This window comes from Sphingobium sp. BYY-5, assembly GCF_022758885.1.
Classification (GTDB): Bacteria; Pseudomonadota; Alphaproteobacteria; order Sphingomonadales; family Sphingomonadaceae; genus Sphingobium.
The window spans coordinates 522,642-547,041 of the sequence record NZ_JALEBH010000002.1 but is presented as its reverse complement, the minus strand read 5'-3'; the positions used below and the strand labels follow the sequence as shown (position 1 = coordinate 547,041).

21 protein-coding genes and 2 riboswitches are annotated in these 24,400 nt (G+C 62.2%); of the genes, 13 read left to right on the top strand and 8 right to left on the bottom strand.

Annotated elements, in window-relative coordinates:
* The first annotated feature begins 60 nt into the window (after positions 1 to 60).
* Positions 61 to 309, top strand: a riboswitch (cobalamin riboswitch).
* 180 nt (positions 310 to 489) lie between these two features.
* From MOK15_RS18500 to cobJ, 6 genes are all read left to right on the top strand, one after another.
* The gene (locus MOK15_RS18500) at positions 490 to 2,607 is read left to right on the top strand and encodes a TonB-dependent receptor (RefSeq protein WP_242933190.1); all 2,118 of its coding nucleotides are present in this window, start codon (positions 490 to 492) and stop codon (positions 2,605 to 2,607) included.
* Positions 2,594 to 4,183, top strand: coding sequence for a PepSY domain-containing protein (locus tag MOK15_RS18495; RefSeq protein WP_242933189.1), 1,590 nt, complete (start codon positions 2,594 to 2,596; stop codon positions 4,181 to 4,183). The genes MOK15_RS18500 and MOK15_RS18495 overlap by 14 nt, the downstream gene beginning before the upstream one ends.
* 30 nt (positions 4,184 to 4,213) lie before the next feature.
* A riboswitch (cobalamin riboswitch) is annotated at positions 4,214 to 4,435 on the top strand.
* A gap of 247 nt (positions 4,436 to 4,682) precedes the next feature.
* Positions 4,683 to 5,777, top strand: coding sequence for a cobalamin biosynthesis protein CobG (locus tag MOK15_RS18490; RefSeq protein WP_242933784.1), 1,095 nt, complete (start codon positions 4,683 to 4,685; stop codon positions 5,775 to 5,777).
* The gene (locus MOK15_RS18485; protein ID WP_242933188.1) at positions 5,777 to 6,406 is read left to right on the top strand and encodes a precorrin-8X methylmutase; all 630 of its coding nucleotides are present in this window, start codon (positions 5,777 to 5,779) and stop codon (positions 6,404 to 6,406) included. The genes MOK15_RS18490 and MOK15_RS18485 overlap by 1 nt, the downstream gene beginning before the upstream one ends.
* Entirely contained in the window at positions 6,403 to 7,140 is a 738-nt protein-coding gene (gene cobI, locus MOK15_RS18480; protein ID WP_242933187.1) for a precorrin-2 C(20)-methyltransferase, read from the top strand. The genes MOK15_RS18485 and cobI overlap by 4 nt, the downstream gene beginning before the upstream one ends.
* Positions 7,137 to 7,898 (top strand): precorrin-3B C(17)-methyltransferase, encoded by a 762-nt coding sequence (cobJ, locus tag MOK15_RS18475; protein ID WP_242933186.1) that lies wholly within the window; start codon positions 7,137 to 7,139, stop codon positions 7,896 to 7,898. Before cobI ends, cobJ begins: the two co-directional genes overlap by 4 nt.
* Here cobJ and MOK15_RS18470 read toward each other — a convergent pair.
* On the bottom strand, positions 7,862 to 8,641 hold the full coding sequence (locus tag MOK15_RS18470) for a cobalt-precorrin-6A reductase (RefSeq protein ID WP_242933185.1): 780 nt from the start codon (positions 8,639 to 8,641) through the stop codon (positions 7,862 to 7,864). The two genes, cobJ and MOK15_RS18470, sit on opposite strands and share 37 nt — an antisense overlap.
* Here MOK15_RS18470 and cbiE point away from each other — a divergent pair.
* From cbiE to cobF, 5 genes are read left to right on the top strand one after another with little or no spacing between them, the layout of a single operon-like run.
* Entirely contained in the window at positions 8,640 to 9,848 is a 1,209-nt protein-coding gene (gene cbiE, locus MOK15_RS18465) for a precorrin-6y C5,15-methyltransferase (decarboxylating) subunit CbiE (RefSeq protein ID WP_242933783.1), read from the top strand. The genes MOK15_RS18470 and cbiE overlap by 2 nt on opposite strands.
* A complete protein-coding gene (locus MOK15_RS18460; RefSeq protein WP_242933782.1) occupies positions 9,845 to 10,213 on the top strand; it encodes a cobalamin biosynthesis protein in 369 nt (122 codons plus the stop codon). The genes cbiE and MOK15_RS18460 overlap by 4 nt, the downstream gene beginning before the upstream one ends.
* A complete protein-coding gene (gene cobM / locus MOK15_RS18455) occupies positions 10,210 to 10,995 on the top strand; it encodes a precorrin-4 C(11)-methyltransferase (protein ID WP_242933184.1) in 786 nt (261 codons plus the stop codon). The genes MOK15_RS18460 and cobM overlap by 4 nt, the downstream gene beginning before the upstream one ends.
* Positions 10,992 to 12,305: a cobyrinate a,c-diamide synthase gene (locus MOK15_RS18450; protein ID WP_242933183.1), complete on the top strand. Its 1,314-nt coding sequence runs from the start codon at positions 10,992 to 10,994 to the stop codon at positions 12,303 to 12,305. Before cobM ends, MOK15_RS18450 begins: the two co-directional genes overlap by 4 nt.
* Entirely contained in the window at positions 12,302 to 13,069 is a 768-nt protein-coding gene (gene cobF, locus MOK15_RS18445) for a precorrin-6A synthase (deacetylating) (RefSeq protein WP_242933182.1), read from the top strand. The genes MOK15_RS18450 and cobF overlap by 4 nt, the downstream gene beginning before the upstream one ends.
* Positions 13,070 to 13,097: 28 nt before the next feature.
* Here the strand turns inward: cobF and MOK15_RS18440 are convergent, their stop codons facing one another.
* The gene (locus MOK15_RS18440) at positions 13,098 to 15,218 is read right to left on the bottom strand and encodes a TonB-dependent receptor (protein ID WP_242933181.1); all 2,121 of its coding nucleotides are present in this window, start codon (positions 15,216 to 15,218) and stop codon (positions 13,098 to 13,100) included.
* 299 nt (positions 15,219 to 15,517) lie between these two features.
* On the opposite strand from MOK15_RS18440, the gene MOK15_RS18435 reads away from it, so the two are divergent.
* Positions 15,518 to 16,330 carry an SDR family oxidoreductase gene (locus MOK15_RS18435; protein ID WP_242933180.1) on the top strand — a complete coding sequence of 271 codons (813 nt, stop codon included), beginning with the start codon at positions 15,518 to 15,520 and terminating at the stop codon, positions 16,328 to 16,330.
* Between the two features lie 47 nt (positions 16,331 to 16,377).
* On the opposite strand, the gene MOK15_RS18430 is transcribed toward MOK15_RS18435, so the two are convergent.
* From MOK15_RS18430 to MOK15_RS18415, 4 genes are all read right to left on the bottom strand, one after another.
* Positions 16,378 to 17,628 carry a dihydrodipicolinate reductase gene (locus MOK15_RS18430; protein WP_242933179.1) on the bottom strand — a complete coding sequence of 417 codons (1,251 nt, stop codon included), beginning with the start codon at positions 17,626 to 17,628 and terminating at the stop codon, positions 16,378 to 16,380.
* Complete coding sequence (locus MOK15_RS18425) at positions 17,547 to 18,299, bottom strand: SDR family NAD(P)-dependent oxidoreductase (protein ID WP_242933178.1); 753 nt, start codon at positions 18,297 to 18,299, stop codon at positions 17,547 to 17,549. The genes MOK15_RS18430 and MOK15_RS18425 overlap by 82 nt, the downstream gene beginning before the upstream one ends.
* A 49-nt stretch (positions 18,300 to 18,348) precedes the next feature.
* A complete protein-coding gene (locus MOK15_RS18420; RefSeq protein ID WP_242933177.1) occupies positions 18,349 to 19,920 on the bottom strand; it encodes a cytochrome P450 in 1,572 nt (523 codons plus the stop codon).
* A 358-nt stretch (positions 19,921 to 20,278) separates the two neighbouring features.
* Complete coding sequence (locus tag MOK15_RS18415) at positions 20,279 to 20,941, bottom strand: TetR/AcrR family transcriptional regulator (RefSeq protein WP_242933176.1); 663 nt, start codon at positions 20,939 to 20,941, stop codon at positions 20,279 to 20,281.
* Positions 20,942 to 21,179: 238 nt separating this feature from the next.
* Here MOK15_RS18415 and MOK15_RS18410 point away from each other — a divergent pair, with 238 nt between their 5' ends.
* Positions 21,180 to 21,497, top strand: coding sequence for a 2Fe-2S iron-sulfur cluster-binding protein (locus MOK15_RS18410; RefSeq protein ID WP_242933175.1), 318 nt, complete (start codon positions 21,180 to 21,182; stop codon positions 21,495 to 21,497).
* A 90-nt stretch (positions 21,498 to 21,587) separates the two neighbouring features.
* On the opposite strand, the gene MOK15_RS18405 is transcribed toward MOK15_RS18410, so the two are convergent.
* Positions 21,588 to 21,899 carry a hypothetical protein gene (locus MOK15_RS18405; protein WP_242933174.1) on the bottom strand — a complete coding sequence of 104 codons (312 nt, stop codon included), beginning with the start codon at positions 21,897 to 21,899 and terminating at the stop codon, positions 21,588 to 21,590.
* Between the two features lie 26 nt (positions 21,900 to 21,925).
* The gene (locus MOK15_RS18400; RefSeq protein ID WP_242933173.1) at positions 21,926 to 24,361 is read right to left on the bottom strand and encodes a TonB-dependent receptor; all 2,436 of its coding nucleotides are present in this window, start codon (positions 24,359 to 24,361) and stop codon (positions 21,926 to 21,928) included.
* Positions 24,362 to 24,400 lie beyond the last annotated feature (39 nt).

Below are 24,400 nucleotides of genomic sequence, written 5' to 3'. Positions count from 1 at the left end.
TGCCTGTGCGAAACCGGAATTATAAGGAGCCTTGTCCTTCTTGCGCCTTTGAGGTGCGGGTGGGGCGAAGATCGCGTCGGTTCCCCGGAGACGGGGATGAAAAGGGAATATGGTGCGGGCCTTTCGGGGCCTTAATCCATAGCTGCCCCTGCAACTGTAAGTGGCGAGCGCGATATACATGTGCGGACGGCATTGCGCCCGAGCCGCCAGCCACTGGGCCGGATGCTAAATTCAGCGAAGGCCTGGGAAGGCCGTATATCAAGTGATGACCCATGAGCCAGGAGACCTGCCGGTGTCTGGTCGCTCTTGCCTTGGTCCAGGGTGTGGCCGTGGCACGGTGAACTCCGTTTGAGCGACGAACGAGCGGCTGGGGCCGCATCGGAAAGCCGTGTATCGGTCGCCCCTGGCGTCCGGCCGACGCCGGCTGCCGACCGTTCGTGAACGGCACGCCCCCGTCCAGATGTCGTGCGACGCCGACGGGGGAAGATAATGTTGAAGTTCACATCGGCTGCGGTTGCGGTCTTCACTCTTGCTGCGTCTGTTATCGCTTATGCACAACCTGACGCAGAGGCTGAAAATGCCGCGATCGTCGTCACGGGCGCGGTCGATACGCTCCGCTTCAACCTGAAGACAGAGGGTGCCAGCCGTCTTGGCCTGACACCACTGGAAATGCCCGCCAGCGTTGAAACGCTGGACGGGGATGCAATTCGTCTGCGCGGCGATCTGACCGTTCAGGATGCTGCCGCCCGCGCGACCGGGATCGTCAATACCTCCGGCGTGTTCGGTTATGGTCTCTCGGCGCGCGGCTTCACCGGCCAGAATTCGGTGATGACCCTCTATGACGGGATGCGCATGTACAATAACACGCTGACCTTCCCGGCCGACCCGTGGATGGCGCAGAGCGTGGAGATTTTGCGGGGCCCTGCCTCGGTCCTCTATGGCGAGGGTGCGATCGGCGGTGCGGTCAACGTGGTGCGCAAGCAGCCGTCCGATGAGATGGAGGTCAGTGGCCGTATCGGCATCGCCTCCTATGACAGCCTGAATGTCGCGGCGGGCGCGGGTGGACCCATCACCGATGGAGTCAGCTTTCGCACCGACGCCAGCTATCGCCGGTCCGAAGGATGGATGGATCGCGGCGATTCCCATGCGCTGGCTCTTGCGGGATCGATCCGGCTGAAACCGGCCGAAAATCTCAGCTTCACCCTATCGCATGATTATAGCAGCCAAAGTCCGCGTATCTGGTTCGGCGTACCGCTGGTCAACGGCAAGCTCGACCGGTCGCTTCGCCGCAACAATTACAATGTCACGGACGCCAATCTGCGCTTCCGCGACAATTGGAGCCAGGCGAAGGTGGAATGGACGCCATCCGATGCGCTCATCATCCGCAGCACCGTCTATCATCTATGGGCCAATAAATATTGGAAGAATGCGGAGAATCTGACTTACATTCCAGCGACCGCCAGCAGCCCGGCACAGGTGCGGCAGTCGAGCTTTCTTGATCTCTACCATATCCAGAAACAGACCGGGAACCGCACCACCGCAAATCTGACGCAGGAGATTGGCGGCCTGGAAAATCAGTTGGTCCTGGGCTTCGACATCAACCGGATCAGCTACAGGAATGTCAGCAACAGCGGCAATAACGCGACCCGGCTGGTCGATGCCGTCGATCCGGTGCCGGGCCTCTTCATCCATCAGGCGAGCGCGCCGACAAAGCCGCGCTATACCAACCGCATTCGGCAATATTCGATTTTCGCGGAGGATCGGCTGAAGTTCAGCGAGCAATTCTCGCTGGTGGGTGGCCTGCGTTACGATCGACCGGAAATCACCAAGACCGACCATGTGAATGCAGCCAACAACTTCACCGCCACGCCGGATGCCGTCACCTGGCGCGTCGGCGCGGTCTATAACCCCGTTCCAAACCTGGCGCTCTACGGCCAATATGCGACCGCCGCTGATCCGGTGGGTGCGCTGGTTTCCACCAGTCTCGCCCAGAGCGCGTTCGATCTGTCCACCGGCCGGCAATATGAGGCCGGGATCAAGCATGTCTTCTGGGGGACGCGCGGCCAGTGGACCTTGGCCGTTTATGATATCGTCAAGCGAAGGCTGCTGACCTCCGATCCGCTGATCCCGACCATCCAGGTGCAGGTGGGACAGCAATCGTCCAGGGGCATCGAAGCCTCGCTGTCCCTGGAGCCTGTCGACCATCTCAGCGTCACGCTGAACGGTGCAATACTGCGCGCGCGCTATGATGATTTCGCGGAATCCGTGGGTGGCATTCTGTTCCAACGCGACGGCAATCGGCCGACCAATGTGGCGGCAAGGACCGCCAATGCCTTTGTGAGCTGGGAGTTCGCCAAGGGCTGGGTTGCCGATGGCGGCGTCAGCTATGTCGGCAAGCGCTATCAGGATGCGGCAAACACCCGCATCGTGCCCGCCTATACACTGACCGACATCGGATTGCGCTGGCAGTTCGTCGAGGGCGCGAGCGTCGCGCTGCGTCTGCGCAACATCTTCAACGAAACCTATGCCCGTGCCACCTATGGCACTTCGCAATGGGTGCTGGGCGATCCGCGCACGGTGGAGGCAACGCTCCATGTCGGCTTCTGATCTCGCGCGAGCGACGCGGCGAGGACCATCGGTCCTCGCCCCCGCCATCCCGTGGAAGGCGATGAAGCGCTGGCTTTACATCTTCCATCGCTGGACAGGCATCGTCCTGTGCCTGTTTTTCGCCATCTGGTTCCTGTCGGGACTGGTCATGCTCTACGTCTCCTTCCCCTCCTTCCGCGCATCGGAAAGGGTGGCGACCGCAGCGCCAATCGACTGGCGTCAGGTCCGGGTCGGTCCTGACCAGGCGCTCGCCACCCTGGGTGAAGCGGAATTTCCCAATGAAATGCGGCTTGGGATGACGGGGGGCGAACCGGTCTACCGCTTTGTCATGAAGGACGGCCGGCGCGCTATATCCGCGCGGTCCGGCAGGGAAATTCAGGCTGTCGACGCGCGCCGCGCCGGTGCGATCGCATCTGTACTGGTCGGCGCACCGGTGCAGTCGATCGACCCGGTGGATCATGACCAATGGGTCGTTACCCGCGCCTATAAGGCGATGGCGCCATTCTGGCGGGTCCGGCTTGCCGATCGGGCCACCACCGACATCTATGTCAGCCAGCGAACCGGCGAGGTCGTGCAGAATACGACCGCCCATGAGCGTTTCTGGAACTGGCTGGGCGCAGTGCCGCACTGGATCTATTTCGAAGCGCTGCGCCTGTTCCAGGAACCGTGGCGCCAGACCGTTCTGTGGATATCGGGCGTCGCCATGTTCGGCGCGGTGGCAGGTTTCTGGATCGGCGTGCTGCGTGTCCGCCTGAACCGGCGGTACAAGTCAGGTTCCGTCAGTCCCTATCGCGGCTGGATGAAGTGGCATCATGTCGTCGGGCTGTTGGGCGGCCTGTTCCTTGTGGGTTGGGTGTTCAGCGGCTGGCTGTCGATGAGCCCATGGGGCGGCCTGCGCGACAAGGGGCAGGCGGACGTGCCGCGCCTTTACGCCCGCGCCCAACCTGTCTTTCCGGCCATTGACCCCGCCATATTTCTTCGGCGCGGGCACGATGCCAGAGAAATACGGTTCGCCTATCTGGGCGGCCTGCCCATCATCACCATTTGGGGGCCGCAACCGGCCGAACTGCTGGATGGACGGAATGGCCGACCCATCATACTTGACCAGCCACGCATCCTGGCCATGGCGCGCAATGCGATGCCGGGTGCCCGGCTGGTCGGTGTCGAGCGGTTGGAACAGCCGGATCGATATTGGTATTCGACCGGGGACCCGCGGGATGACAGTCGGCCTCTACCGATCCTGCGCCTGAAGTTTGTCGATCCCGCGCGCACATGGTTGCACATCGATCCGGCGACCGGGGCGTTGCTCGGGCAGTTGGGGGCTGGGGGTCGCTCTTATCGTTGGCTGTTCAACGCGTTGCACAGCCTGGACCTGCCTTGGCTGCTCATCTGGCCGGTCATGCGGCACGTCTTGATCTGGTTCCTGTCCATTGCCGGTGTGGCCATTTCCGTGAGCGGCATGGTGATCGGCTGGCGGCGGCTATTCGCGCTGAAGAGAGGAGGGAACGGGCGCAAAGGCCAGGCCCACCATCTCAACCAACAGTCCCAGCTTGGCTCGACCGTGAGTTTCGACTAGTGGAGCTGTGATGCCTTTGGAGCGATCCGGGCATTCCATGAACGCACCGGTGCTCCGCAAGGGGCATAATCGGGAATGCGGTGCGGGGGCCTTGCTCCCAATTCCGCGGCTGTCCCTGCAACTGTGAGCGGATAGTGCGATGCATCGGCCCCTTGGGGGCAACCACTGGGCAGGCGGATCGCCGGGCCGGGAAGGTGTGCATCAAGCCATGACCCGCGAGCCAGGAGACCGGCCGGTGCCGTGGTCGCTCTTGCCCTGACCCAGGGGTTGGTCATGGCACGGTCCTTCTCCGTCTGGGCGACGAAGCTGTGCGGCTGGGGCTGCACGGTCGCGTGGTGACGGGTGCCTGTCGCGCCTGCCCGCCGTTGCGCGTCGACCGGTGATGCCGGCAAGCCCCGCCATTTTGCGTCCGGGCGCGCGGAGAAGCTATGTGGGCCGGGACGGCGAAGGCAGGGGCAAGGGGGCGGTCAGGGGCTGGTGCCCAAACGCCTGGCGCCCGATGATGGCGGGCGACGGATTGCTGATGCGGGTGAAGCCGCGCCTGGGCCGCCTGACACAGGCCGAGGTTGCTGGCCTGTGCGCGGCAGCGATCGCCCACGGCAATGGCCAGATCGATGTGACACGCCGCGCCAACCTCCAAATCCGGGGCGTGAGCGAGGCGACATGGCCCAAGCTGCTCGAATGCCTGCTGGACCTCGACCTGGTCGATAGCGATGCCGACCGTGAAGGCGTGCGCAATATCCTGATCGCGCCGGATTGGCAGGACGATGACGCCAGCCATCGCATCGGCTGCGAATTGCTCGAACGGTTGGACGAACTGCCGGAACTGCCGGAACTGCCGGACAAGGTCGGATTTGTCATCGATACTGGCCCAGCGCCCGTCCTCACCGGTAAGCCGGGGGACTTCCGGCTCGAACGAACAGTGGACGGCGCCATCATGCTGCGCGCGGACGGCCGGACGAACGGGGTGGTTGTGGAACGGCATCGGGAAGTGGACGCCCTGATCGCGCTCGCCCACTGGTTCGCGGCAAGCGGCGGAGCGCAGGCGGGACGCATGGCCCGGCATGATAAGCCGCTGCCCATATGGGCGGCGGGCACGGACAAGCCCGCCCCTTCTTTGCCGCCCTTGGTCCCCGGACGCTGGGACCGAGGAGCGGCCTATGGTGTGGCGTTCGGCCGCCTGAATGCGGACACCTTCGCGCGTATGATGGATGGGCAAGGCGGGCAGGGTGTGCGTATCACCCCCTGGCGTATCCTTCTTGTTGAGGGCGAAGGCGCCCCCGCCGACTATCCCGGCCTGTCGAGCGATCCGGCTGAGCGGTTGCTGCGCATCGACGCCTGTCCAGGCTCTCCCGATTGCCCGCAGGCCAGCGTGGAAACGCGCAATTTGGCCCGCCGCCTTGCGCCCCATGTGACGGGACGCCTGCACGTCTCCGGCTGCGCCAAGGGCTGCGCTACTTCTTCTCCTGCCGACGTGGTCCTGACCGGACGCGATGGACGCTATGGCCTGTCCTTCGACGCGCGCGCCGGAACCGAACCCGTTAAGGCCGGCCTTTCCGCCGCCGACGTCCTAGCCCATTTCGGAGCCTCCTGATGCCCCATGATTATGAGAGGGACGGTGCGGCGATCTATCGCCAGTCCTTCGCCACCATTCGCGCCGAGGCCGATTTCGCCCGCTTTGCTGCGGAGGAGGAACCTGTCGCGGTCCGTATGATCCATGCGGCCGGGATGGTCGACCTCGCCCGGCATATTCGCTTTTCTCCCGGCTTTGCGGTTGGCGCGCGGCAGGCGCTGGCACAGGGCGCGCCGATCCTGTGCGATGCGCGCATGGTGTCGGAAGGGATCACGCGCGCGCGCCTCCCCGTCGGCAATGCCGTGCTCTGTACGCTGAATGATGAAGCCGTGCCGGAAATGGCGCGGATGATGGGCAACACCCGTTCCGCCGCCGCGCTGGAACTTTGGCGCCCGCATCTCGCCGGGGCGCTGATTGCCATCGGCAATGCACCGACCGCACTGTTCCATCTGCTGAACATGCTGGAAGACCCCGACTGTCCCCGCCCAGCGGCGATTATCGGTTGCCCGGTCGGCTTCATCGGCGCGGCGGAATCCAAGGAAGCGCTCTGGCGGGAACCGCCGGTGCCCTGTTGCATCGTCGAAGGGCGGCTGGGGGGCAGCGCGATCACGGTGGCGGCCGTCAACGCGCTGGCGAGCTGCGTCGAATGAGCGATTTGGAGCAAATGGGTGTGATCCATGGCGTCGGCCTTGGTCCCGGTGCGCCGGACCTGCTCAGTGTCCGCGCCGACCGGCTGGTTCGTGGGGCGCGGCATGTCGCCTATTTCCGCAAGGCCGGCCGTCCGGGGCAGGCGCGGCGCATCGCCGAGGGTCTGTTGCGCGCGGATGCCGTCGAGTTGCCCATGGAATATCCCGTGACGACCGAAATTCCGCTGTCCGATCCGCGTTATAATGAATGCCTTTCCGCCTTTTACGCCCATTGTACAGACCGGTTGTTGGCGGTGGCGCGCACAGGCGAGGATGTGGTGGTCCTTTGTGAGGGCGATCCCTTTTTCTATGGCTCCTTCATGCATCTGCACAGCCGCCTGTCGGGAATAGCCCCGGTGACGGTGGTGCCCGGCATCATGGGCATGGCGGGTGCGTGGAACGCGACGGGCCTGCCGATCACCTGGGGCGATGATGTTCTGACGGTCGCCATGGCCACGTTGCCGGAGGAAGAACTGGTCCGGCGCATCCGCGACACCGACGCTCTGGTCGTTATGAAGATAGGCCGCCACCTGCCCAAGCTGCGCCGTGCGGTGATCGCCGCCGGGCGGGCAGACGCCGCCTGGCTGGTGGAGCACGCTGCCATGCCGGGGCAGCGCGTCACGCCGTTGGCGGATGTCGACACTGTCACGCCCTATTTCTCCATCCTGCTGATCCACGGTCAGGGGCGGCGGCCATGAACGGCTGGGTCGCTGTTGCGGGCCTGGGGCCAGGGGATGAGAAGCTGATTACGCCAGAGGTGTACGCTTTGCTGTCCGAGGCGACGGATGTGATCGGCTATATTCCCTATGTCGCCCGGATTGCCCCGCGTGCGGGACTGACCCTGCATCCTTCCGATAATCGGCTGGAGCTGGACCGGGCGAGGCACGCATTCGAGCTGGCAATGCAGGGGCGGCGGGTGGTTGTCGTCTCGTCGGGCGATCCGGGCGTTTTTGCCATGGCGTCCGCCCTGTTCGAGGCGCTGGAGGCAGGCCCGGCGGACTGGCGTGACCTTGACGTGCGGATCTTGCCGGGGATCACCGCGATGCTGGCCGCCGCCGCGCGTGCCGGTGCGCCGCTGGGCCATGATTTCTGCGCGATCAACCTGTCGGATAATCTGAAACCCTGGCCGATGATCGAAAAGCGGCTGCGGCTGGCGGCCGAGGCGGATTTCGCCATGGCCTTCTACAATCCGCGATCGAAGGCCCGGCCGGAAGGTTTTGAGCGGGCGCTGGCAGTGCTGCGCGAGGTCTGCGGCGACGATCGCCCGATTCTCTTTGCCCGTGCCGTGACGACGGTGGAAGAGGAACTGCATATCGTCCCGCTCGGTCAGGCGCAGGCGGAGATGGCGGACATGCGGACCATGGTCATTGTCGGGTCCAGCCGTACCCGCATCATCGAACGGTCCAGGGGACCGATCCTCTATACGCCCCGTTGCGCCACAGGCGAGGTGCCATGACCGATCCAGTCCAGCACATCTTCCGGCCGGTAGAATTCGGTGCGATCGGGCAGCGCCGGACGGTCGATCATAAGCACGGGCAGGTCCAGTTGCCGCGCCGCCGCCAGCTTCGCCGCCGCGCCGTCGCCGCCCGAATTCTTGCTCACAATGATATCGACGGCATGGTCCTGGATCAGGCGACTGTCCCCCTCCACGGTGTAGGGACCGCGATCGACGATCAGCCGATGGTCGGGCAGGGCGGGTGGCATGTCCGGCGCATCGACGAAGCGCAGGACATAATGATGCTGCGGCTGGGCGGCGAAGGCCTCCACATGCTGGCGGCCGAGCGCCAGCATGACCCTGCGGGCCGGTCCGGCAAGCGCCGCCACGGCGGCGGGGATGTCCAGCACATGGGTCCAGCGGTCGCCGGACGTGGGGGACCAGGGCGCCCGCGTCAGCGCTACATGGGCGATGCCGGTCGCCCGTGCTGCCTCCACCGCATGGGCGCTCATCGTTGCGGCAAAGGGGTGGGTCGCGTCTACCAGATGGGTGAAGCGGTGCGCGCGCAGATAATCGACCAGGCCCCTCACCCCGCCAAAGCCGCCGATGCGGAGGGGCAGGGGTTGCGGTCGGGGATTTTCCGTACGTCCGGCATAGCTGAACGTCGCCGTCATGCCGCGTTCCGCCAGCAGGCGGGCGAGCGTGCTGGCCTCGGTCGTGCCGCCCAGCAGGAGGATGTTCGGCGTGGCTGACGTTTCGGACATGGAAATGGGCAAGACTCGGCGCTGGTTGACGATTATCGGCATCGGCGAAGATGGCATGGACGGACTGTCCGTAGCGAGCCGGACGGCGCTGGCGGCGGCGGAGTTGGTCATGGGACCGGCCCGGCACCTTGCGCTGTTGCCCAGGATTAGCTGCAATATCATCGAATGGCCAGTGCCCTTTGCGGACGGGATCGACCGATTGCTCGCGCATCGCGGCGCCAGGGTGGTGGTGCTGGCGTCCGGCGATCCCTTCTGGTTTGGAGCGGGGACGAGCATTACGCGCCGCCTAGAGCCGGATGAATGGGTCGCTCATCCCGCGCCCTCCACCTTTGGGCTGGCTGCGGCCCGTTTAGGCTGGGCGATACAGGATATTAGCTGCCTTGGCCTTCATGCCGCGCCGCTAGATCGATTGCGCCCGCATCTGTCGCCGGGTCAGCGCATTTTGGCATTGTTGCGTGACGGGCAGGCTGTGGCAATGCTGGCCGCCTATCTGGTGGAGACGGGCTTTGGTCCCTCCCGCCTGCATGTGATGGAAAGCCTGGGCGGTCCGGACGAACGCCTGCGCAGTGTGGAGGCGGGGGCGATGACCCCTGCCGACATCGCCCATCCGGTGACGGTGGGGATCGACGTGCTGGGGGATGGTATGGTGATCCCGACGACCAGCGGACGGCCTGACATATTGTTCGATCACGACGGCCAGATCACCAAGGGGCCGGTGCGTGCGCTGACGCTGTCGGCTCTCGCGCCGCGTGCCGGGGAATTGCTGTGGGATCTGGGTGCGGGATCGGGTTCGATCGCCATCGAATGGTTGTTGGCCCATCCTGCCAACAAAGCCTGCGCCGTCGAAGCCGATATGGCCCGCGCCGCCCGCGCACGGGCCAATGCGCTTGCGCTGGGTGTGGATCGTCTGGAAATCCTGACTGGCCGGGTTCCGGATGTCCTGCCCAGCGGTCCGGTGCCGCAGGCTGTCTTCATCGGCGGCGGACTATCGCCGGATCTGCTCGACAGGCTGGACGACCGTCTGCCTTCCGGAACGCGGCTGGTCGCCAATGCGGTGACGCTGGAATCCGAAAGCCTGCTCGCCCACTGGCATGCACGACGGGGCGGTAGCCTGCTGCGCATCGAACTGGCCGACGCCGTGCCGCTGGGCAGTCGCCATGGCTGGCGTTCCCGCTATCCGGTGGTTCAGTGGAGCGTCACGCTGTGATCGTCGCCGGTTTCGGTTTCCGTGCAGGGGCGACAACGGCTTCTCTGCGCGCCGCGCTCGAACAGGCGCGCACCGGTGGGCAGCCAGTCACCCATCTCGCAACCCTGGAGGATAAGGCGCAGGGCCTTGTGGAGCTGGCGTCCCTGCTGGCGCTGCCGCTGGTTCTTGTCGCGCCGGCGCGCGTGATCGGCTTTCCCACCCTGACCCAATCCCTCGCGGCCAAGGCTGCAAGGGGTACGGGCAGCGTGGCGGAGGCGTGCGCCCTTGCAGCCGCCGGGATCGATGACGCAAGACTGCTGGGGCCGCGCAGCATTTCACCGGATCGCATGGCGACATGCGCCATCGCGCAAGGAACATCGACATGACCGTTCATTTCATCGGTGCCGGACCGGGTGCGCCCGACCTTCTGACATTGCGCGGGCGAGACCTGATCGCGGCCAGTCCCGTCTGTCTTTATGCCGGATCGCTGATCCCGGCGGCGGTGCTCGACCATTGCCCGCCGGGTGCACGCATCGTGAACAGCGCGCCGCTGGATCTTGATGCGATCATGACGGAGATCGCCGCCGCTCATGCCGCCGGGCAGGATGTGGCAAGGCTGCATTCGGGCGACCTTTCCGTCTGGTCGGCGATGGGCGAGCAGATCCGCCGCCTGCGCACCATGGACATCCCCTTTACCGTGACGCCCGGCGTACCGGCCTTTGCAGCCGCCGCCGCCGCGCTGGAGGTGGAACTGACGCTGCCTGCCCTCGCGCAGTCCCTGGTGCTGACCCGTACGCCGGGCCGGGCCAGCACGATGCCGCCCGCCGAAAGCCTTGTGAATTTCGCCGTGACGGGCGCAACCCTTGCCGTCCATCTGTCGATCCATAATCTGGCCCAGGTGGTGGCGGACCTCAGCCCGGCCTATGGTGCCGATTGCCCGGTCGCCGTGGTGTGGCGCGCAAGCTGGCCCGACCAGCGGATCGTGCGCGCGACTCTCGCGACCATAGAGGCTTCGGTGGCGGGCAGCATGGAGCGCACGGCCATCATCCTCGTCGGGCGGACGTTGGCGGCGAAGGACTTCTCCGAAAGCAGCCTCTATGCGCAGGATTATGACCGGCGGTTCCGGCCGCAACAGGCCGGATCGCGTTACGCCGGGTCGTCGGAATGAGCCCGTCGGGCATCCTCGTTTCGGCTCCTGCGTCGGGCGCGGGCAAGACCATGGTCACGCTGGGCCTGTTGCGCGCGCTGAGCGAAGATGGCGTGGTGGTTCAGCCGTTCAAATGCGGGCCGGATTATATCGATCCCGCTTTCCACCGTGCGGCCTGCGGGCGGGCCTCCTTCAATCTCGATAGCTGGACGATGGACGCGGCCATGATCGACACCATCGCGGCGGAGGCAGGCGGCGCCGACCTGGCGTTGGCCGAGGGAGCGATGGGGCTGTTCGACGGCGCGGTGAGCCGGGGGAGCGCCGGTCATGGCGCCAGTGCCGATATCGCGCGTCGCACGGGATGGCCGATATTGCTGATACTCGATGTGTCGGGGCAGACGCAGTCGGCCGCCGCCGTCGCATTGGGGTTCAGCCGCTTCGATCCGGATGTGGTCCTTGCGGGCGTGATCCTCAACCGGGTGGCCAGTCCCCGGCACGAACGATTGGCGCGTGCGGGGCTGGAGGCGGCGGGGATTCGCGTCTTCGGTGCGCTGCCGAGGCGCGAGGATCTTGCCCTGCCTGAACGGCATCTGGGGTTGGTGCAGGCACAGGAACATCCCCGCCTTGACGAGGCCATCGCATCCTATGCCGCCTTGTTGCGCGAGCGGGTGGACCTTGCCGCGATCCGCGATGCTGCACGGTCCAATGCGCTGGCGGGGTCAGCCGGCGGGCGACTGCCCCGTCCGCCCGCGCAGCGCATGGCAATCGCGCAGGATGTCGCCTTTTCCTTCCTCTATCCGCACCTTCTGGAAGGCTGGCGGCGCGCGGGCGCGCAGATCATGCCCTTTTCCCCGCTGGCGGATGAGGCGCCCGCTGCCGACGCCGATCTTGTCTGGCTGCCAGGCGGCTATCCGGAACTCCATGCTGGGACGATCGCGTCCGCCGACCGTTTTCTGACCGGCCTCCGCCGCCATGCGGCCAACCGCCCCGTCCATGGCGAATGCGGGGGCTATATGGTGCTGGGCGATGCGTTGATCGATCGGGACGGCACCGCGCACCGCATGGCGGGCTTGCTGGGCCTTGTAACCAGTCATGCCCAGCGCAGGTTGCACCTCGGCTACCGCCGGGCGGAATTGCTGTCCGGACTGTCAGACCTGCCAGCCGGGACGCGGCTGCGCGGGCACGAATTTCACTATTCCACCATCGTCGAGCAGCATGATCCGCCGTTGATGCGCGTGACCGACGCGGACGGCGCGGTCATCGCTGAAACCGGATCGCGGCGCGGCGCGGTGAGCGGCACCTTCTTCCACATGATCGCGAGCGAGGAATGATCGATCTCCATCTCATCGGCATCGGCACCGGCAATCCCGATCATCTAACGGTTCAGGCTATGCGGGCGATGAATGAGGCCGACCTCATACTCCTGCCCCGCAAGGGAAGCGCCAAGTCCGATCTCATCGATCTGCGCCGCACCATCTGTACGGCCGTGCTGACCCAGCCGGTGCGGGTGGTGGAGTTCGACCTGCCGGTGCGGGATGCGTCCGGCGATTATCTGGGCGGTGTCAACGACTGGCATGATGCCATCGCGCGGGCCTGGACGGATCAGATCGCGGTCCATCTTCCCCATGGCGGCAGGCTGGCGCTGCTCGTCTGGGGCGATCCTTCGCTATATGACAGCAGCCTGCGCATCGCGCAGCGGCTGCAACGCGCGGGCCTGGCGATCGGGCGGGTACAGGTCGTGCCGGGCATCACCAGCCTCCAGGCGCTCACCGCCGCCCACGCCATTCCTCTCAACAATCTGGGTGCGCCGGTCATCATCACGACAGGGCGGTTGCTGCGGACGCATGGGTGGCCGGACGGAGCGGACAGCGTAGCCGTGATGCTGGACGAAGGATGCGCGTTTGAGACGCTGGCTCCCGATGGCGTCCATATCTGGTGGGGCGCCTATCTCGGCATGAAACAGGAGGTGCTTGCCGCCGGGCCGCTGGACCGGACCGGTCCCCATATCGCGGCGCTGCGCGCGCGCGAGCGGGACCGGAATGGTTGGATCATGGATATCTACATGATGAGAAAAGGCGGCGCGATCTCAGTATGAGCTTGTATCCGGCAAATGGCGCCGCTGCTCACAATCGGGTCGATAGCATAATCTTGATCGAGGCAGGCAGCCCCTGCGCCAGCAAGCTCGACCCGGTCGATGCCCAATAGCGCTTGCCGGTGATATTGGTGCCATAGATCCGAAGCGTCGTCTGGCTGCCCAGCAGGTCGAAGCTGTAGCTCGCGCCCAGATCGAATATGTTGTAGCCGGGTACAAAGGCCTGGTTGAGGGCATTCGCAGCCCGCCGGCCAACATGGAACACCCCGCCCGAAACGCGCAGCCCCTCGACCATCGGCACCCGATATTCGAAGAAAAGCGAACCGGAGAATTTAGCGACATTCTCGATCTTCTTGCCGATGACCGCGGCATTGCCTGATTTCTGCTCGGCGTTGAGCGCAACGGCGCTGGCGGTGACGGAGAGGTTCCGGGTCAACTCCCCCACAGCGCTGAACTCCGCGCCTTCATAAACGGCTTCGGCGTCCTGAACGAAAAAATTGGCGCTGTTGAGATAGGCGGAAGGGCGTTTGATATGGAACCATGCTCCCGTTAGCAGCAGGCCGTCCATTGCCTCAATCTTGACGCCCGCTTCCTGCTGCTTGCTGATGGCGGCGGGCAGGATATCGCCCGCATTGTTTGCGATCTGCTGGGCAATCGGCCCCGGCTCAAGGCCTTCGATATGATTGGCATAGAGGCTTGCCCAGGCGGTGGGTTTGAGCATCAGTCCGTAGGACCAGGTGCCGGGCTTGATCTGGTAGGAGGTGGTGCGGCTTACGTCGCGATAATCCGTCTTCCGGTAGCCGATCGTCGCCTGCAACCATTCGCCGAGCGACGCGCGATCAAAGACATATATGCCCAGATCCTCGACCCGCGACGGATTGGCGATAATGCGCGGCGGGGTGGGCCGCTGCGGAATGATGCCCGGATTGAAGAGGTTCTGGGCGAAGCTGTACCGCACGGCCGTCGGTACATTGCTGTCGCGCGTAATGTAGGAGACGCCGACCAGAAGATTATGCTCGATCGGCCCCGTCCGGAATGTACCGGATATGTCTCCCCGGTAGATGACATTCCTATAGTCATTGCCGTGGGTCATCGCCACTGTAACCGTGCCGTTGCCCGTCGCCAGATCATAGCCGCCGAAGGAGGAATAGCTGCGATCGCGGGTCAGATAGGATTGCCCGATCGCTGCGGACAAGCGCCATCCGGGCGCGAAGTCGTAATTGGCGCGGGCCAGCAGGTTGGTTTCCCATCCCTTGCCCTGCATCCATTCACCGCCCAGATTCTTGGACGAAGATTGTAATGGTGGAATGGCGATTACGCCGTTGACTGCGGCCGGCAGGCTGAACTCGGTTGGTTCGGTTATCGACTTGTAGATATATTCCGCGTCCAGCAGGATTTCGAAACTGTCGACGGGTTTCCAGTCGAACGCGCCGGTTACGAAATTACGCTCGCCACTGGTCCGGCGAACGCCGGTTTCGATCAGTGACGATCCTGCATTGATGCGCAGCCCTATCGTCCCCAGGCGGCGGCTGATGTCGAATCCAGCCCCGATCGAACCATTGCTGTCGCCCTGGATATCGACGCGGGTGATAGAGGCAGAGGCAGGCCGTTCGGTCACGAGATTGACGATGCCGGAAGGCGTGGCAAAGCCGTAATATAGCCCCGCAGCGCCCTTCAGAACCTCGATCCGGTCCTTGCTCTCAATGGGCTGCTCTACCAGATTGACTACGGGCAGGATGCCATTCCAGCGGACATTGGTGAAATTGCTGAGCGTAATGCCGCGGATCGCCAGATTGGAATAAATGCTGGAATTGATCTGCGCCTGCGTGACACCGGGCGTGTTGCGGACGGCGTCCAGGATCGATTGGGCCTGCTGCGCTTCGAGTAGCTCCTTGGTCATGATCGCCACGGTCAAAGGCGTGTCTAAAAGCCGCGCATCGCGGAACGTGCCTGCCTGCACATAATCGGCGCCGAAACTGCCGGTGCGGTCCGCCGTTACCACGATATTGGCGTCTTCCCGTTGCGGCATGGCGTTCGGAGCCTGGTCCTGGGCATGAGCCTGCGCTGTGGCGAGGCCGAAGACGGTCGCGATGACGTGGGAAAGCTTCTGCCGTCCCTTCCTCTGGAACGGCGTAACGTAACGGGCAGGCACCAAGGATTCTCCCAATGAAGCAGAGTTTGGCCACCCTCTACAATATTAATATTGATTATCAATAGAATATAAGCCGCTTTCGCTCAGCCGCGCATCGCCGGGGCGAAAGCGAATGACATGCGTATGCCGATCCGGCTTCTACCCACTGCGGCCCTTGACCGGAGCGCGCTTTCTCAATTATGCGACAGTTAATCGCTTAGATGGCATTGTGCCTGTGTAAGTGGCTGAATTGATGACCGAGCAGGTCGACGGCCCGGTCCCAGGCGTAGTTTCGCGCATGGCCTCAAGAGGATGATGAAATGGCAATTCCCGACGTCTCTGCGCACTCTCTCCCGGCGCTATATTCTCTGACTGACCGCGCCGCAGTCGTGACCGGGGCCGCTTGGGGACTGGGCAAAGCGACGGCGCGCCGTCTCGCGGAAGCGGGCGCATCTGTCCTCATTGCGGATATTGACGGGGAGGCGGCTACCGCCACCGCCAAAGAATTGAGCGAGCAATTTGATACCCGCGTAAAGGCCGTGCAAATGGATGCGGGGGATCCCGATGCTATCAGGAGTGCGGTGGAAACGGCCGTCAGGGAATTTGGCAAGATCGACATCTGGGTGAATAACGCAGGCATCCCTTCCTTCACGCCGCTGCTCGACCTTGAAGATTCCGAATTTGATCGAGTCCTGGCGATCAACCTGAGGGGCACGTTCGTCGGCGCTCGCGAGGCGGCTCGCTGCATGATCGAGGCCGGCCGGGCAGGCGTGATCGTCAACATTGCGTCCCTGGCTGGCGTTATGGGGATTTCTCCTGGGCAGGCCGCCTATTGCGGTTCGAAACATGGGGTTGTGGGCCTGACCCGTCAGATGTCGATTGAGCTGGCGCCCCATGGAATCCGGGTGCTCGGGGTGGCGCCTGGTTTTTCTGTAACCGAAAAGACGATGTTTCTCACCGAACTGGATGACGAGGCACTGAGTCTAATCCCCATCCCCGGTATCGGCGGCAGCCGGTTGGGGAGGGTTGGCGTGTCCGATGATATTGCGCGCGCCGTCCTTTTTTGCGCATCGGACATGTCGCTCTTCATGACCGGCAGCACTTTGCTGCTGGATGGGGGCATAGCGGCATAGCGAAGTGGTCGACGGGTAGCGCGAGCCGCCCGTCGAGGGAACGAGTCTCATGCAACATATGCGAGAATTTGAGGAAGTTCCGCAGTCGTCAGAATGCCCGCCTGCGCGGCGCATATCGCCTCCACCGCGTTGACGGGGCGATGGGCGGTGAGGTTGGGCAATATCTGCGCGCGCTGGTCCGGTGCGATCGGGAAGCCTATGCTGATATCGAGCGGCGTATCTCCTTCGATATTTATGCGCCAGCCATCCGCCTGCAATGGCCAGGAGGGTTGGAGGTCCGGCGTAACGAACCAGGTGCACTGGAAACGCATGATGGGCCGATCTTTGCGATAGCCGGTCGTTATCATCCGTTGCCCGCCGACCGATCCCGCAGCGATTGTTGACTGGTGCAGTTTGGTAGGCTCCCTGGCCAGCGCAATTTCCGAACGCACTTCAAACCGATCGATCTCAATACCGATGGCCTTGGCCAGCGCCGACAGCGAATGATTGAAGACCTGATCGCGCTCCGAAAATATCCTTGCCCTGAAATTCTCGGGCGTCTCACCAAAACCCATGATCTGCATCAGCATTTCTTCGGAGCAGCCATCGATGCAGTTGGCGAATTCTTCAATGGTGAGAAGGTCGAGGCGACGAGAAAGGGACAGAAGGGTGAGAGGCAACGCCTCCGTGATGAAACCCGGACTGCTCCCACTGCTATGAATGGAGCTTTGGCCGATCCGGCAGGCCCGTTCGATGCGTTCACGCATTTCAGGCGCCATTGCTGCGGGATTGAAGAACTCCGCTCGGGTCGAAGAGATATTGATGCCGCCTTCCAGAAGCGCGCAGACATCGTCCAGATCGGTGCTCTCAGGCATGTAGAGGAGGCAATCGGGTTTCAAGGCCAGGATATCAGCAAGTTTGCTGACCGCCAGAACGCCCGTGGCAGGCATGTTGCATAATTCGCCGGCGTCCTTGCCCTCCTTGGCGGAGGCATATACCTTCACGCCCACCAGTTCGAGTTTCGGGTGCGTGATGACGGCACGCATTGCGGCCTTGCCTACCGTTCCTGTCGCCCATTGGACAACCCGGATCGGCCTGCTTCCCATATGCGCTTGTGTCCTGATCGCTGTCATGAATCTCTGCCCCATTCTCGTCGCCATTGCATCGCGCAGGCTTGCGACTGAAATGTCGCCAGCTTCGGATTTGCCTTGCGTCCGCGCGGCGGTCGCAATCGGTATCAGCCGATGAACATGCCGCCATTCACCGCCAGCACCTGGCCCGTCACATAGCTTGCGCCGTCCGAAGCCAGATAGTTGCATGCAGCCGCGATATCCTCGGGCGTACCGGGACGCGGAATGGGGATGTGCTGGGAAATTACGTCCAGGGGCGGAAAGGTTCCGGCAGCGATACCCTGTTCGGCCATCGGCGTAGCGACAACGGAAGGGGGAATGGTGTTGACCGTGATGCCATGCGCCGCCAGTTCGCGTGCCAGCGATCGGGTGAGGCCGATGACGCCGCTCTTGGCCGCCGCATAATGCGCGCGATCCATGGCGCCCGACTGGGCTGCCTGCGAAGAGATGGTGATGATGCGTCCCCATCTGGCCTCACGCATGTCGGGAAGGGCCGCCTGTACCGTGTGAAACACGCCGGTCAGATTGATATCGATCATACGCTGCCAGGTTGCGACCGATATATCGTCAAAGGGAATGCCTTCCGATATGCCCGCATTGGCGATCACGATCGCAATCGGTCCCAACTCCTGCCGGATCGCGGCATAGGCCTCTTCGACACTCTCGCGATCGGAGACGTCCACCTTGCGTGTGAGTATCTTCGCGCCCTCGGCGCGCAGGATCGCGGATTCCGTTTCCAGTGCCGCTTCCTGTATATCGAGCATGGCAACCGGATGCCCTTTTCGGGCGAACAATCGGCAAACCCCCAGCCCGATGCCGGACGCTCCGCCGGTCACAACGACTACTCTATCCTTGGTCATTTCCCTCTCCGCCATATTATCTTCTGATCTGTATTCGAGGATGCGGGCGTTAGATGGCCGCAAGGTCCGCATCGACGGCGTCCAGCGCCGCATCGCTGAACTGGCCGGGGGCAAATTTCTGCACGGAACGAAGCGTCATACCTTTCGCCATGGCGATGCGCTTGTCTTGGCTCATGCCCGGGAAATGGCGATCCAGGACGGCCAATGTCGATGGATTGGTGAGCAGGTCGCCAATCTTCGTCTTGGCGGTGGAGAAAGCGGCTGCTCCGGTCGGCTGCGTCGCAGTCGGCGCTGATTGCGGAGCCATGATTGCGCTCGAATGGTCGATCGCCAGATTTATCCCTGGAGCGGGGGTGAGCTTGACATGCAACTCGGACAGGCCCCGGATGATGAAGCTCGGTTCGAAGTCGAGGTTGCGCTGACCGCGTGGCCCATGCTTCTCCTCGTCAAGGTCGATATTGGCGGTATAGGCGAGGATCTTCTCCAGGATCACCCGCACTTCAACGCGGGCCAATGGCGCGCCGGCACAGACATGCTTGCCACGGCCGAAGGCGACATGTTCCTTGATCTTGGGGCGATCCAGTTCGAACTGGCTGGGATTGGTCCAGCGGCGAGGATCTCTGTTCGCTGCCGCCAGCGCCACCAGGATCTTCGTGCCGGCCGGAACGACCCTGTCCCCGATGCGCGTGTCGCGGCGCGCCAGGCGTGCGGTCTGTTTCGTCGATCCTTCGAGACGCAATACTTCTTCGAGCAGTTGGGGAATGAGGGAAGGATCGGCGCGGAGCCGATCCTGCAGGCCAGGCTGGTCCGTGATAAAGCGAATGGAGTTGCCGAGAAGCTTGGCGCTGGTGTCCTGCCCCGCGCCGAAGAGGAAAGTCGCCATCTTGACCAGTTCCAGCATGTCCGGCTCGCTACCGTCCGGGAACGTCGAATGGGCGAATTCTGTCAGGATATCCTGCTGCGGATTTTGTCGGCGGTCCTGGATATAATTGGCAAAATAGCTCCCCATCACGACCAAGGGATGGTTGGGCGAACTGAAATCATTTTCTCCCGCCTCAAGGCTTCCTGGCGGCGGCGCGGCTTCGATGACATCCATGAACATCTGGCGATCGGCAGCCGGAACACCCAGCAGATCTGCAACGACGAGCGTGACGAACGGCGTGGCGACTTCTTTGATGAGTTCGCATCCGCCCTTGGCAGTGATCGTCCGTGCGATTTCGTCGGAATAGGCCTGGATGAATTGTTCATTGGCCTTCAGCCGCGATGGCGTGAACAAGCGATTGAGGAGCGAGCGCATCTTCGTGTGGATCTCGTCATCATAATTGACAAGGAGATCACCGCCGAGGAACCGGTCGCGATGGGCTTCAACCTGGGCGGCAATATCGGGTCCCGCCGGCTCGAAGGGCAAGGGGGCTGCTGCGCCTTGCAAGCCGATGATCGCCGAGAAATCGGTCGTGTTCTTCAGCACCTCGAGCGTCTCGTCAAAGCCGGTGACGATCAGATAATCCTTGCCGGGTGGTTGATAGATCGGGCCGTGAGCGCGGACGGCTTCAAAAAAGGAATAAGGGTCCTTCAATATCTCATAATCGGTAAAATAGTCGCGCTCTTCCAGTGCTTTCATGTTCCTACTCCCCATGCCGTCCGATCCAGCGGCGAATCTATGCGATATATAGTCGCATAATCCCTGCGCGGCGCATCCGTCAAGGCGCCTTTGGCCGGCGCGGCTTGGGGTGGGGACAGGAGAAATAGTCTTTGGCGGACGGACTGCCATGCGTCTTGACGCGAGCACGCATTGCGATCTATGCGACTATATATCGCATAGATCGCAATGCGTGCTACTTTCGTGAAGGACGCGACAGCCGGGGAATGTGTTTCGACGCCGAAGGATGTGAAATTCGATTTGCGCGTAACCTCCCCAAGAGTGCGCGCATCACTGCGGCGCACCGTTGATTATCACTAATCTACGGTGCGCCGTTTTTTTATACATCTGAGCCGGAACTTCGTGGCGCCATGATTGCGGATTGGACCAACTCATCCAGAATTTCGGCAATTTGTTCTACAGAATAGCGGCTTTCATCTTGTGTGAGCCACCAGGAAATGGTTTCGACGATAAGGGTGGTGCTGCAGATGATCGAAAGCTCTTGTGGCAGCCAGCTTCGATAGGCCTGGAAGTCGGTAGTCAGGGCCTTTGAGACGCGCATCAACTCCTCCCGCATCGCGCCGCCCGCCCCTCCGGTCAGCAATGAGCGCCATAGCGATCGATGCGCTTCGACATATTCGCAAAGGGCGCGATAGCCATCCAGCCGATGCCCTTCAGGAAGGGAAAAGGCGACCAGATGGCCGATCTCTTCCTGGGCGATATGGTTGAGCAGCGCTTCTTTGTCGGTGTGATGCCGGAAGAAAGTGGCATTATGGACGCCAGCCCTGGCGCAGATTTCGCGTATCGTGATCTGGTCGAAGGGTTTCATCGCCAGCAGATCGAGCAACGCCCGGCGCAGCGCCTCAGCGCTACGAACCTGTCGAGGGTCGAGGCCTCTTGACGAAAGGACTGCGGGAAATCTATGCGACTCCGTGTCGCTTATATTGTGCGACTGCGAGTCGCGCTTCGCAGGTGCCTTCTGGATGGTCTTCTTGGCTTTCACGAAAATCTCTCCTGCGCCCTACGGTTTTGAAGGAGCAGCTTTCGCCATTCGTCAATAAAAAAACGAGTCCGGCTCCGCGAATGCAGCGTTCGAAACCTCAAAACAGGAGGACTGACGAACAAGCGCTCGGTGTTGGGATTGGACGGGGTGCCGTCATCCTTTTCGATGAGGATGGATCATCTGGATAAGAAAAATGGGCGGGAAAGCTCAAATATACTCAAGCATTTAGGAGTAGGAAATGCCGGAAATCATTGTGACCGATCGCGCGGGAAAGCAGGCGACCATAGCCGCAACCTCCGACCGAACGGTGATGGAAACAATCAGGGATGCCGGATTCGACGATATGGTCGCCTTATGCGGCGGGTGCTGCTCCTGCGCGACATGCCATGTCTATGTCGATCCGGAATTTATCGATCTGCTTGCCCCCATCAGCGAGGACGAAAATGATCTTCTCGATACCTCGCCACATCGTAATGAGCGGTCACGCCTTGCATGCCAGGTACAGCTGACCGACTCCCTGTCCGGATTGCGCGTGACGATCGCTCCCGAGGACTGATGGACGAGAGGGCGTTGCGCCGTTCAGTGCAGACGGATTGGGCGGGAGGACCAGCGATGCATCGCTGGTCCTCCCGCCCAATCCGATCGGTCACTTCAACGCAGGCAGTTTGCTCAGGTCGTTCTGGATGGCGGCGAGAGCCTTATCCGTCACCATGTCGGACGCATATTGCTGGACCGCCTTGAGCGTCATGCCTCGCGCCATCCCGATTTGTTCATTTGCCGAGAAACCGGGAAGATGCTTGTCTAGGATCGTCCTGGCCGCCGGATCATCCAGCAAGGTGCCAATATCGGTTGTTTCGACGTTGTAAGCCGGCGCGGTCTCCGATGTTTGGGCATGGACCGTTGCGGTCGGCAGCGAAGTGGCCAGCAGCAGACCGGCGGTGATGAAAATGCGATGCATAGGATCTGATCCAGTCTCGTGATGGGTTATCGGGTTCCAAAGGCGAAGCGTAAGTTGACCCCAAATTCCCGCGGTGGCGTCAACGTGCCGCCGGTGTAGGTGCTCGTGGCCGAAGCGCCAGTTGGACCGGTGAAAACCGGGACGCCATTATTGAACTGGCCCGCGAAGCCCAACTGTTGATAAGAGGTGAAATAGGGGTTGGTACGTGCCGACACCTTGGTCGTATTGAAGATATTCTTGGCGAAGAAGGATATCTCCCACATTCCGTCCTTCCCCCGAAAGCCTGCATAGAGATTGAGCAGGCCATAGTCGCGGACATCGTCGAACGGATTTGTGGGATCGCCCTGCGACTTTCCACTGTAGGAGAATAGCCCGCGCAGATAGCTTTCGGTCGCTGTCGAAACGGGGATGCGATATTCCGTCTGGAGGGTCGCGCTGGCTGGCGACAGAAAGGCGGAACGCTGGTTCGTACGACAGGTTGAAAGATTGTCGGTTCCCACGGCGGCCTGAAGCGCGGCGAGGCTGGGCGTTCCTGTGGTTACATCGGGAATGCCGTCTCCGTTGAGATCGTTGCAGGCTATCACGCCGTCCTTGATCTTGCCGAGCGAATAGCTTGCATTTGCCCCTATGTTCAGGCGGCTGCCGATTGCGACATTGAAGTCGGCCTCAACCCCGTTCACTTCGACGGGGACCGGCGCCACGAAGTTGAATTGTCCCACTTGCTGGCTGACGCCTGTCACGCTTCCTGACGCATCGGTCACGGCGACCGTGTTGACGTAGAAGACGCCGGTCGGTGAGCGGTAGGGGAAGTTTTTGAACTTCTGGTGATAGGCGGTTAGATTGAACTGCGCCCGCCCGCCAAGAAGCGTGCTCTTGAAGCCGATTTCGTAGGATTTTGAGCTTTCGGGCGGCACATGGACGAAGGATTTCTCCAGTGCGGACGGCGCCAGATTGAAGTCGCCTATGGCCGTGAGGCCGGGCCGCCATGAACTGCCCGTGCTGGCATAAACCATGAAATCGGGCGTGAAATTATGCTTTACGGAAGCATTGTAGATCAACTTCCCTTCGTCGCGCTCCTGTGCGTCGATGACCTGGCCGCCAACACTGAAATTGCCTGTGAAGTTATAATCGATCCGGCGAAGCCCGCCTGAAATCTCGGTATTCCTGCTGATATGGGCGGTGAGGTTTCCGAAGAAGGACCGTTCATGCTCATCGGTGGGGCGCGAGATTGGAGTATTGACGATCTGTGCGACTCCCCCACCGAAGATGACAGGCAGGCGCACCACCGTGGGCGTAGTGAGATTGGTTTGTGATCTGTTCTTATAGTCGAAGACACCGACGACATAGTCGAGGAAGTCGAAAACACGCTCCTCGTTCTGTAGGCGGATTTCGTGTGAAGTGGCCTTGGCGCGAGTATGCGTCACCTGATCGACAACGCTTCCCGGGAAGAAAATGGCGTCATCGAAATTGTCCGCCGAATAGAGCTTTTGCGTATAATGTTGTCCCTGATAAATCAGGCGCTGCCCTATCTGACCGGCTTCCGCGCGCCAATTGTAGATATCAAAGCGCTGATGGATAGGGCGTGGGCGTTCCTGAAGGGACAGGCGATCTTCCGCAGTGATGCGTATTGGGCTGGGCACCGCATCAGGATTGGCTTCGCTAAAGGATATCGCCTGGTCATAGCTTTGCGCATTGCGCTTTAGATATTGATAGGTGCCCTCGAAGCTGAGCCAGTCGATAGGTTTGGCGATGGCACTGATCCGGCCGCTGGTCGTGGTCGAACGCGGGTCCGGATTGTGCGCGGCGCGAACGCGATCGCCTTCATTCTCGTCCCATACACCGGCTGCGCGAAGCCCCAGGACGCCTTCGATGATCGGAATGTTGACCGCGCCTTTCGCATTCATCGTGCCGATGTCGTTCGCTGTCAGGTCGACATAGGCGCCGTAACCGTAAAGATCGGGTTTCCTGGCGCTGACGGTGATGGAACCCGAAGGCGAGGCCCGCCCGCGTAATGTCCCTTGCGGCCCCCGCTGCACTTCGATTTGCCCGATATCATACATTTGCTGAATGATGGCGCCCGCAGTAATAGGGGCGTCGTTAAAGTAGAATTCCACCGTTGGATTATTGCCGCTGGCGTTGATATCGAAATTGATGCCGCGCAGCTTGGCATTGGCGCCGATGCCGTTTGCATTGGAGGAAAGTTCCAGGCCCGGCACCAGGGCCTGAACGTCGTTGAAACTGCGCAGGTTGAGCTTGTCGATCTGCGCGGCGGTCACGGCATCGATAACGCCAGGAACGTCCTGAACATCCTCTTCGCGCCGACGGGCCTGCACAATGATGTCGGCCATTATTGGTGCTCTGGCGCTCTCCGGTTCCGGTGTCGCCGGTTGGGCCAAGAGCGGCGTTGCGACCAGCATGGCGGTCAGGCTGACACCCAGGTGCGCGGCATGAAATGCTTTCATGAATTCCCCTCCTCCGGTGACGGGCTATGTTTGCCCGTT

Excerpts from the sequence above, each read along its gene's own strand:
- MOK15_RS18450 (WP_242933183.1), top strand. The coding sequence starts at position 10,992 with ATGAGCCCGTCGGGCATCCTCGTTTCGGCTCCTGCGTCGGGCGCGGGC.
- MOK15_RS18470 (WP_242933185.1), bottom strand. The coding sequence starts at position 8,641 with ATGTCCGAAACGTCAGCCACGCCGAACATCCTCCTGCTGGGCGGCACG.
- cobM (WP_242933184.1), top strand. The coding sequence starts at position 10,210 with ATGACCGTTCATTTCATCGGTGCCGGACCGGGTGCGCCCGACCTTCTG.
- MOK15_RS18405 (WP_242933174.1), bottom strand. The coding sequence starts at position 21,899 with ATGCATCGCATTTTCATCACCGCCGGTCTGCTGCTGGCCACTTCGCTG.
- MOK15_RS18500 (WP_242933190.1), top strand. The coding sequence starts at position 490 with ATGTTGAAGTTCACATCGGCTGCGGTTGCGGTCTTCACTCTTGCTGCG.
- MOK15_RS18435 (WP_242933180.1), top strand. The coding sequence starts at position 15,518 with ATGGCAATTCCCGACGTCTCTGCGCACTCTCTCCCGGCGCTATATTCT.
- MOK15_RS18425 (WP_242933178.1), bottom strand. The coding sequence starts at position 18,299 with ATGACCAAGGATAGAGTAGTCGTTGTGACCGGCGGAGCGTCCGGCATC.
- cobJ (WP_242933186.1), top strand. The coding sequence starts at position 7,137 with ATGAACGGCTGGGTCGCTGTTGCGGGCCTGGGGCCAGGGGATGAGAAG.
- MOK15_RS18485 (WP_242933188.1), top strand. The coding sequence starts at position 5,777 with ATGCCCCATGATTATGAGAGGGACGGTGCGGCGATCTATCGCCAGTCC.
- MOK15_RS18495 (WP_242933189.1), top strand. The coding sequence starts at position 2,594 with ATGTCGGCTTCTGATCTCGCGCGAGCGACGCGGCGAGGACCATCGGTC.
- MOK15_RS18410 (WP_242933175.1), top strand. The coding sequence starts at position 21,180 with ATGCCGGAAATCATTGTGACCGATCGCGCGGGAAAGCAGGCGACCATA.
- MOK15_RS18430 (WP_242933179.1), bottom strand. The coding sequence starts at position 17,628 with ATGCAACTATCTGGCTTCGGACGGCGCAAGCTATGTGACGGGCCAGGT.
- cobF (WP_242933182.1), top strand. The coding sequence starts at position 12,302 with ATGATCGATCTCCATCTCATCGGCATCGGCACCGGCAATCCCGATCAT.
- MOK15_RS18490 (WP_242933784.1), top strand. The coding sequence starts at position 4,683 with ATGATGGCGGGCGACGGATTGCTGATGCGGGTGAAGCCGCGCCTGGGC.
- MOK15_RS18420 (WP_242933177.1), bottom strand. The coding sequence starts at position 19,920 with ATGAAAGCACTGGAAGAGCGCGACTATTTTACCGATTATGAGATATTG.
- cobI (WP_242933187.1), top strand. The coding sequence starts at position 6,403 with ATGAGCGATTTGGAGCAAATGGGTGTGATCCATGGCGTCGGCCTTGGT.
- MOK15_RS18400 (WP_242933173.1), bottom strand. The coding sequence starts at position 24,361 with ATGAAAGCATTTCATGCCGCGCACCTGGGTGTCAGCCTGACCGCCATG.
- cbiE (WP_242933783.1), top strand. The coding sequence starts at position 8,640 with ATGGAAATGGGCAAGACTCGGCGCTGGTTGACGATTATCGGCATCGGC.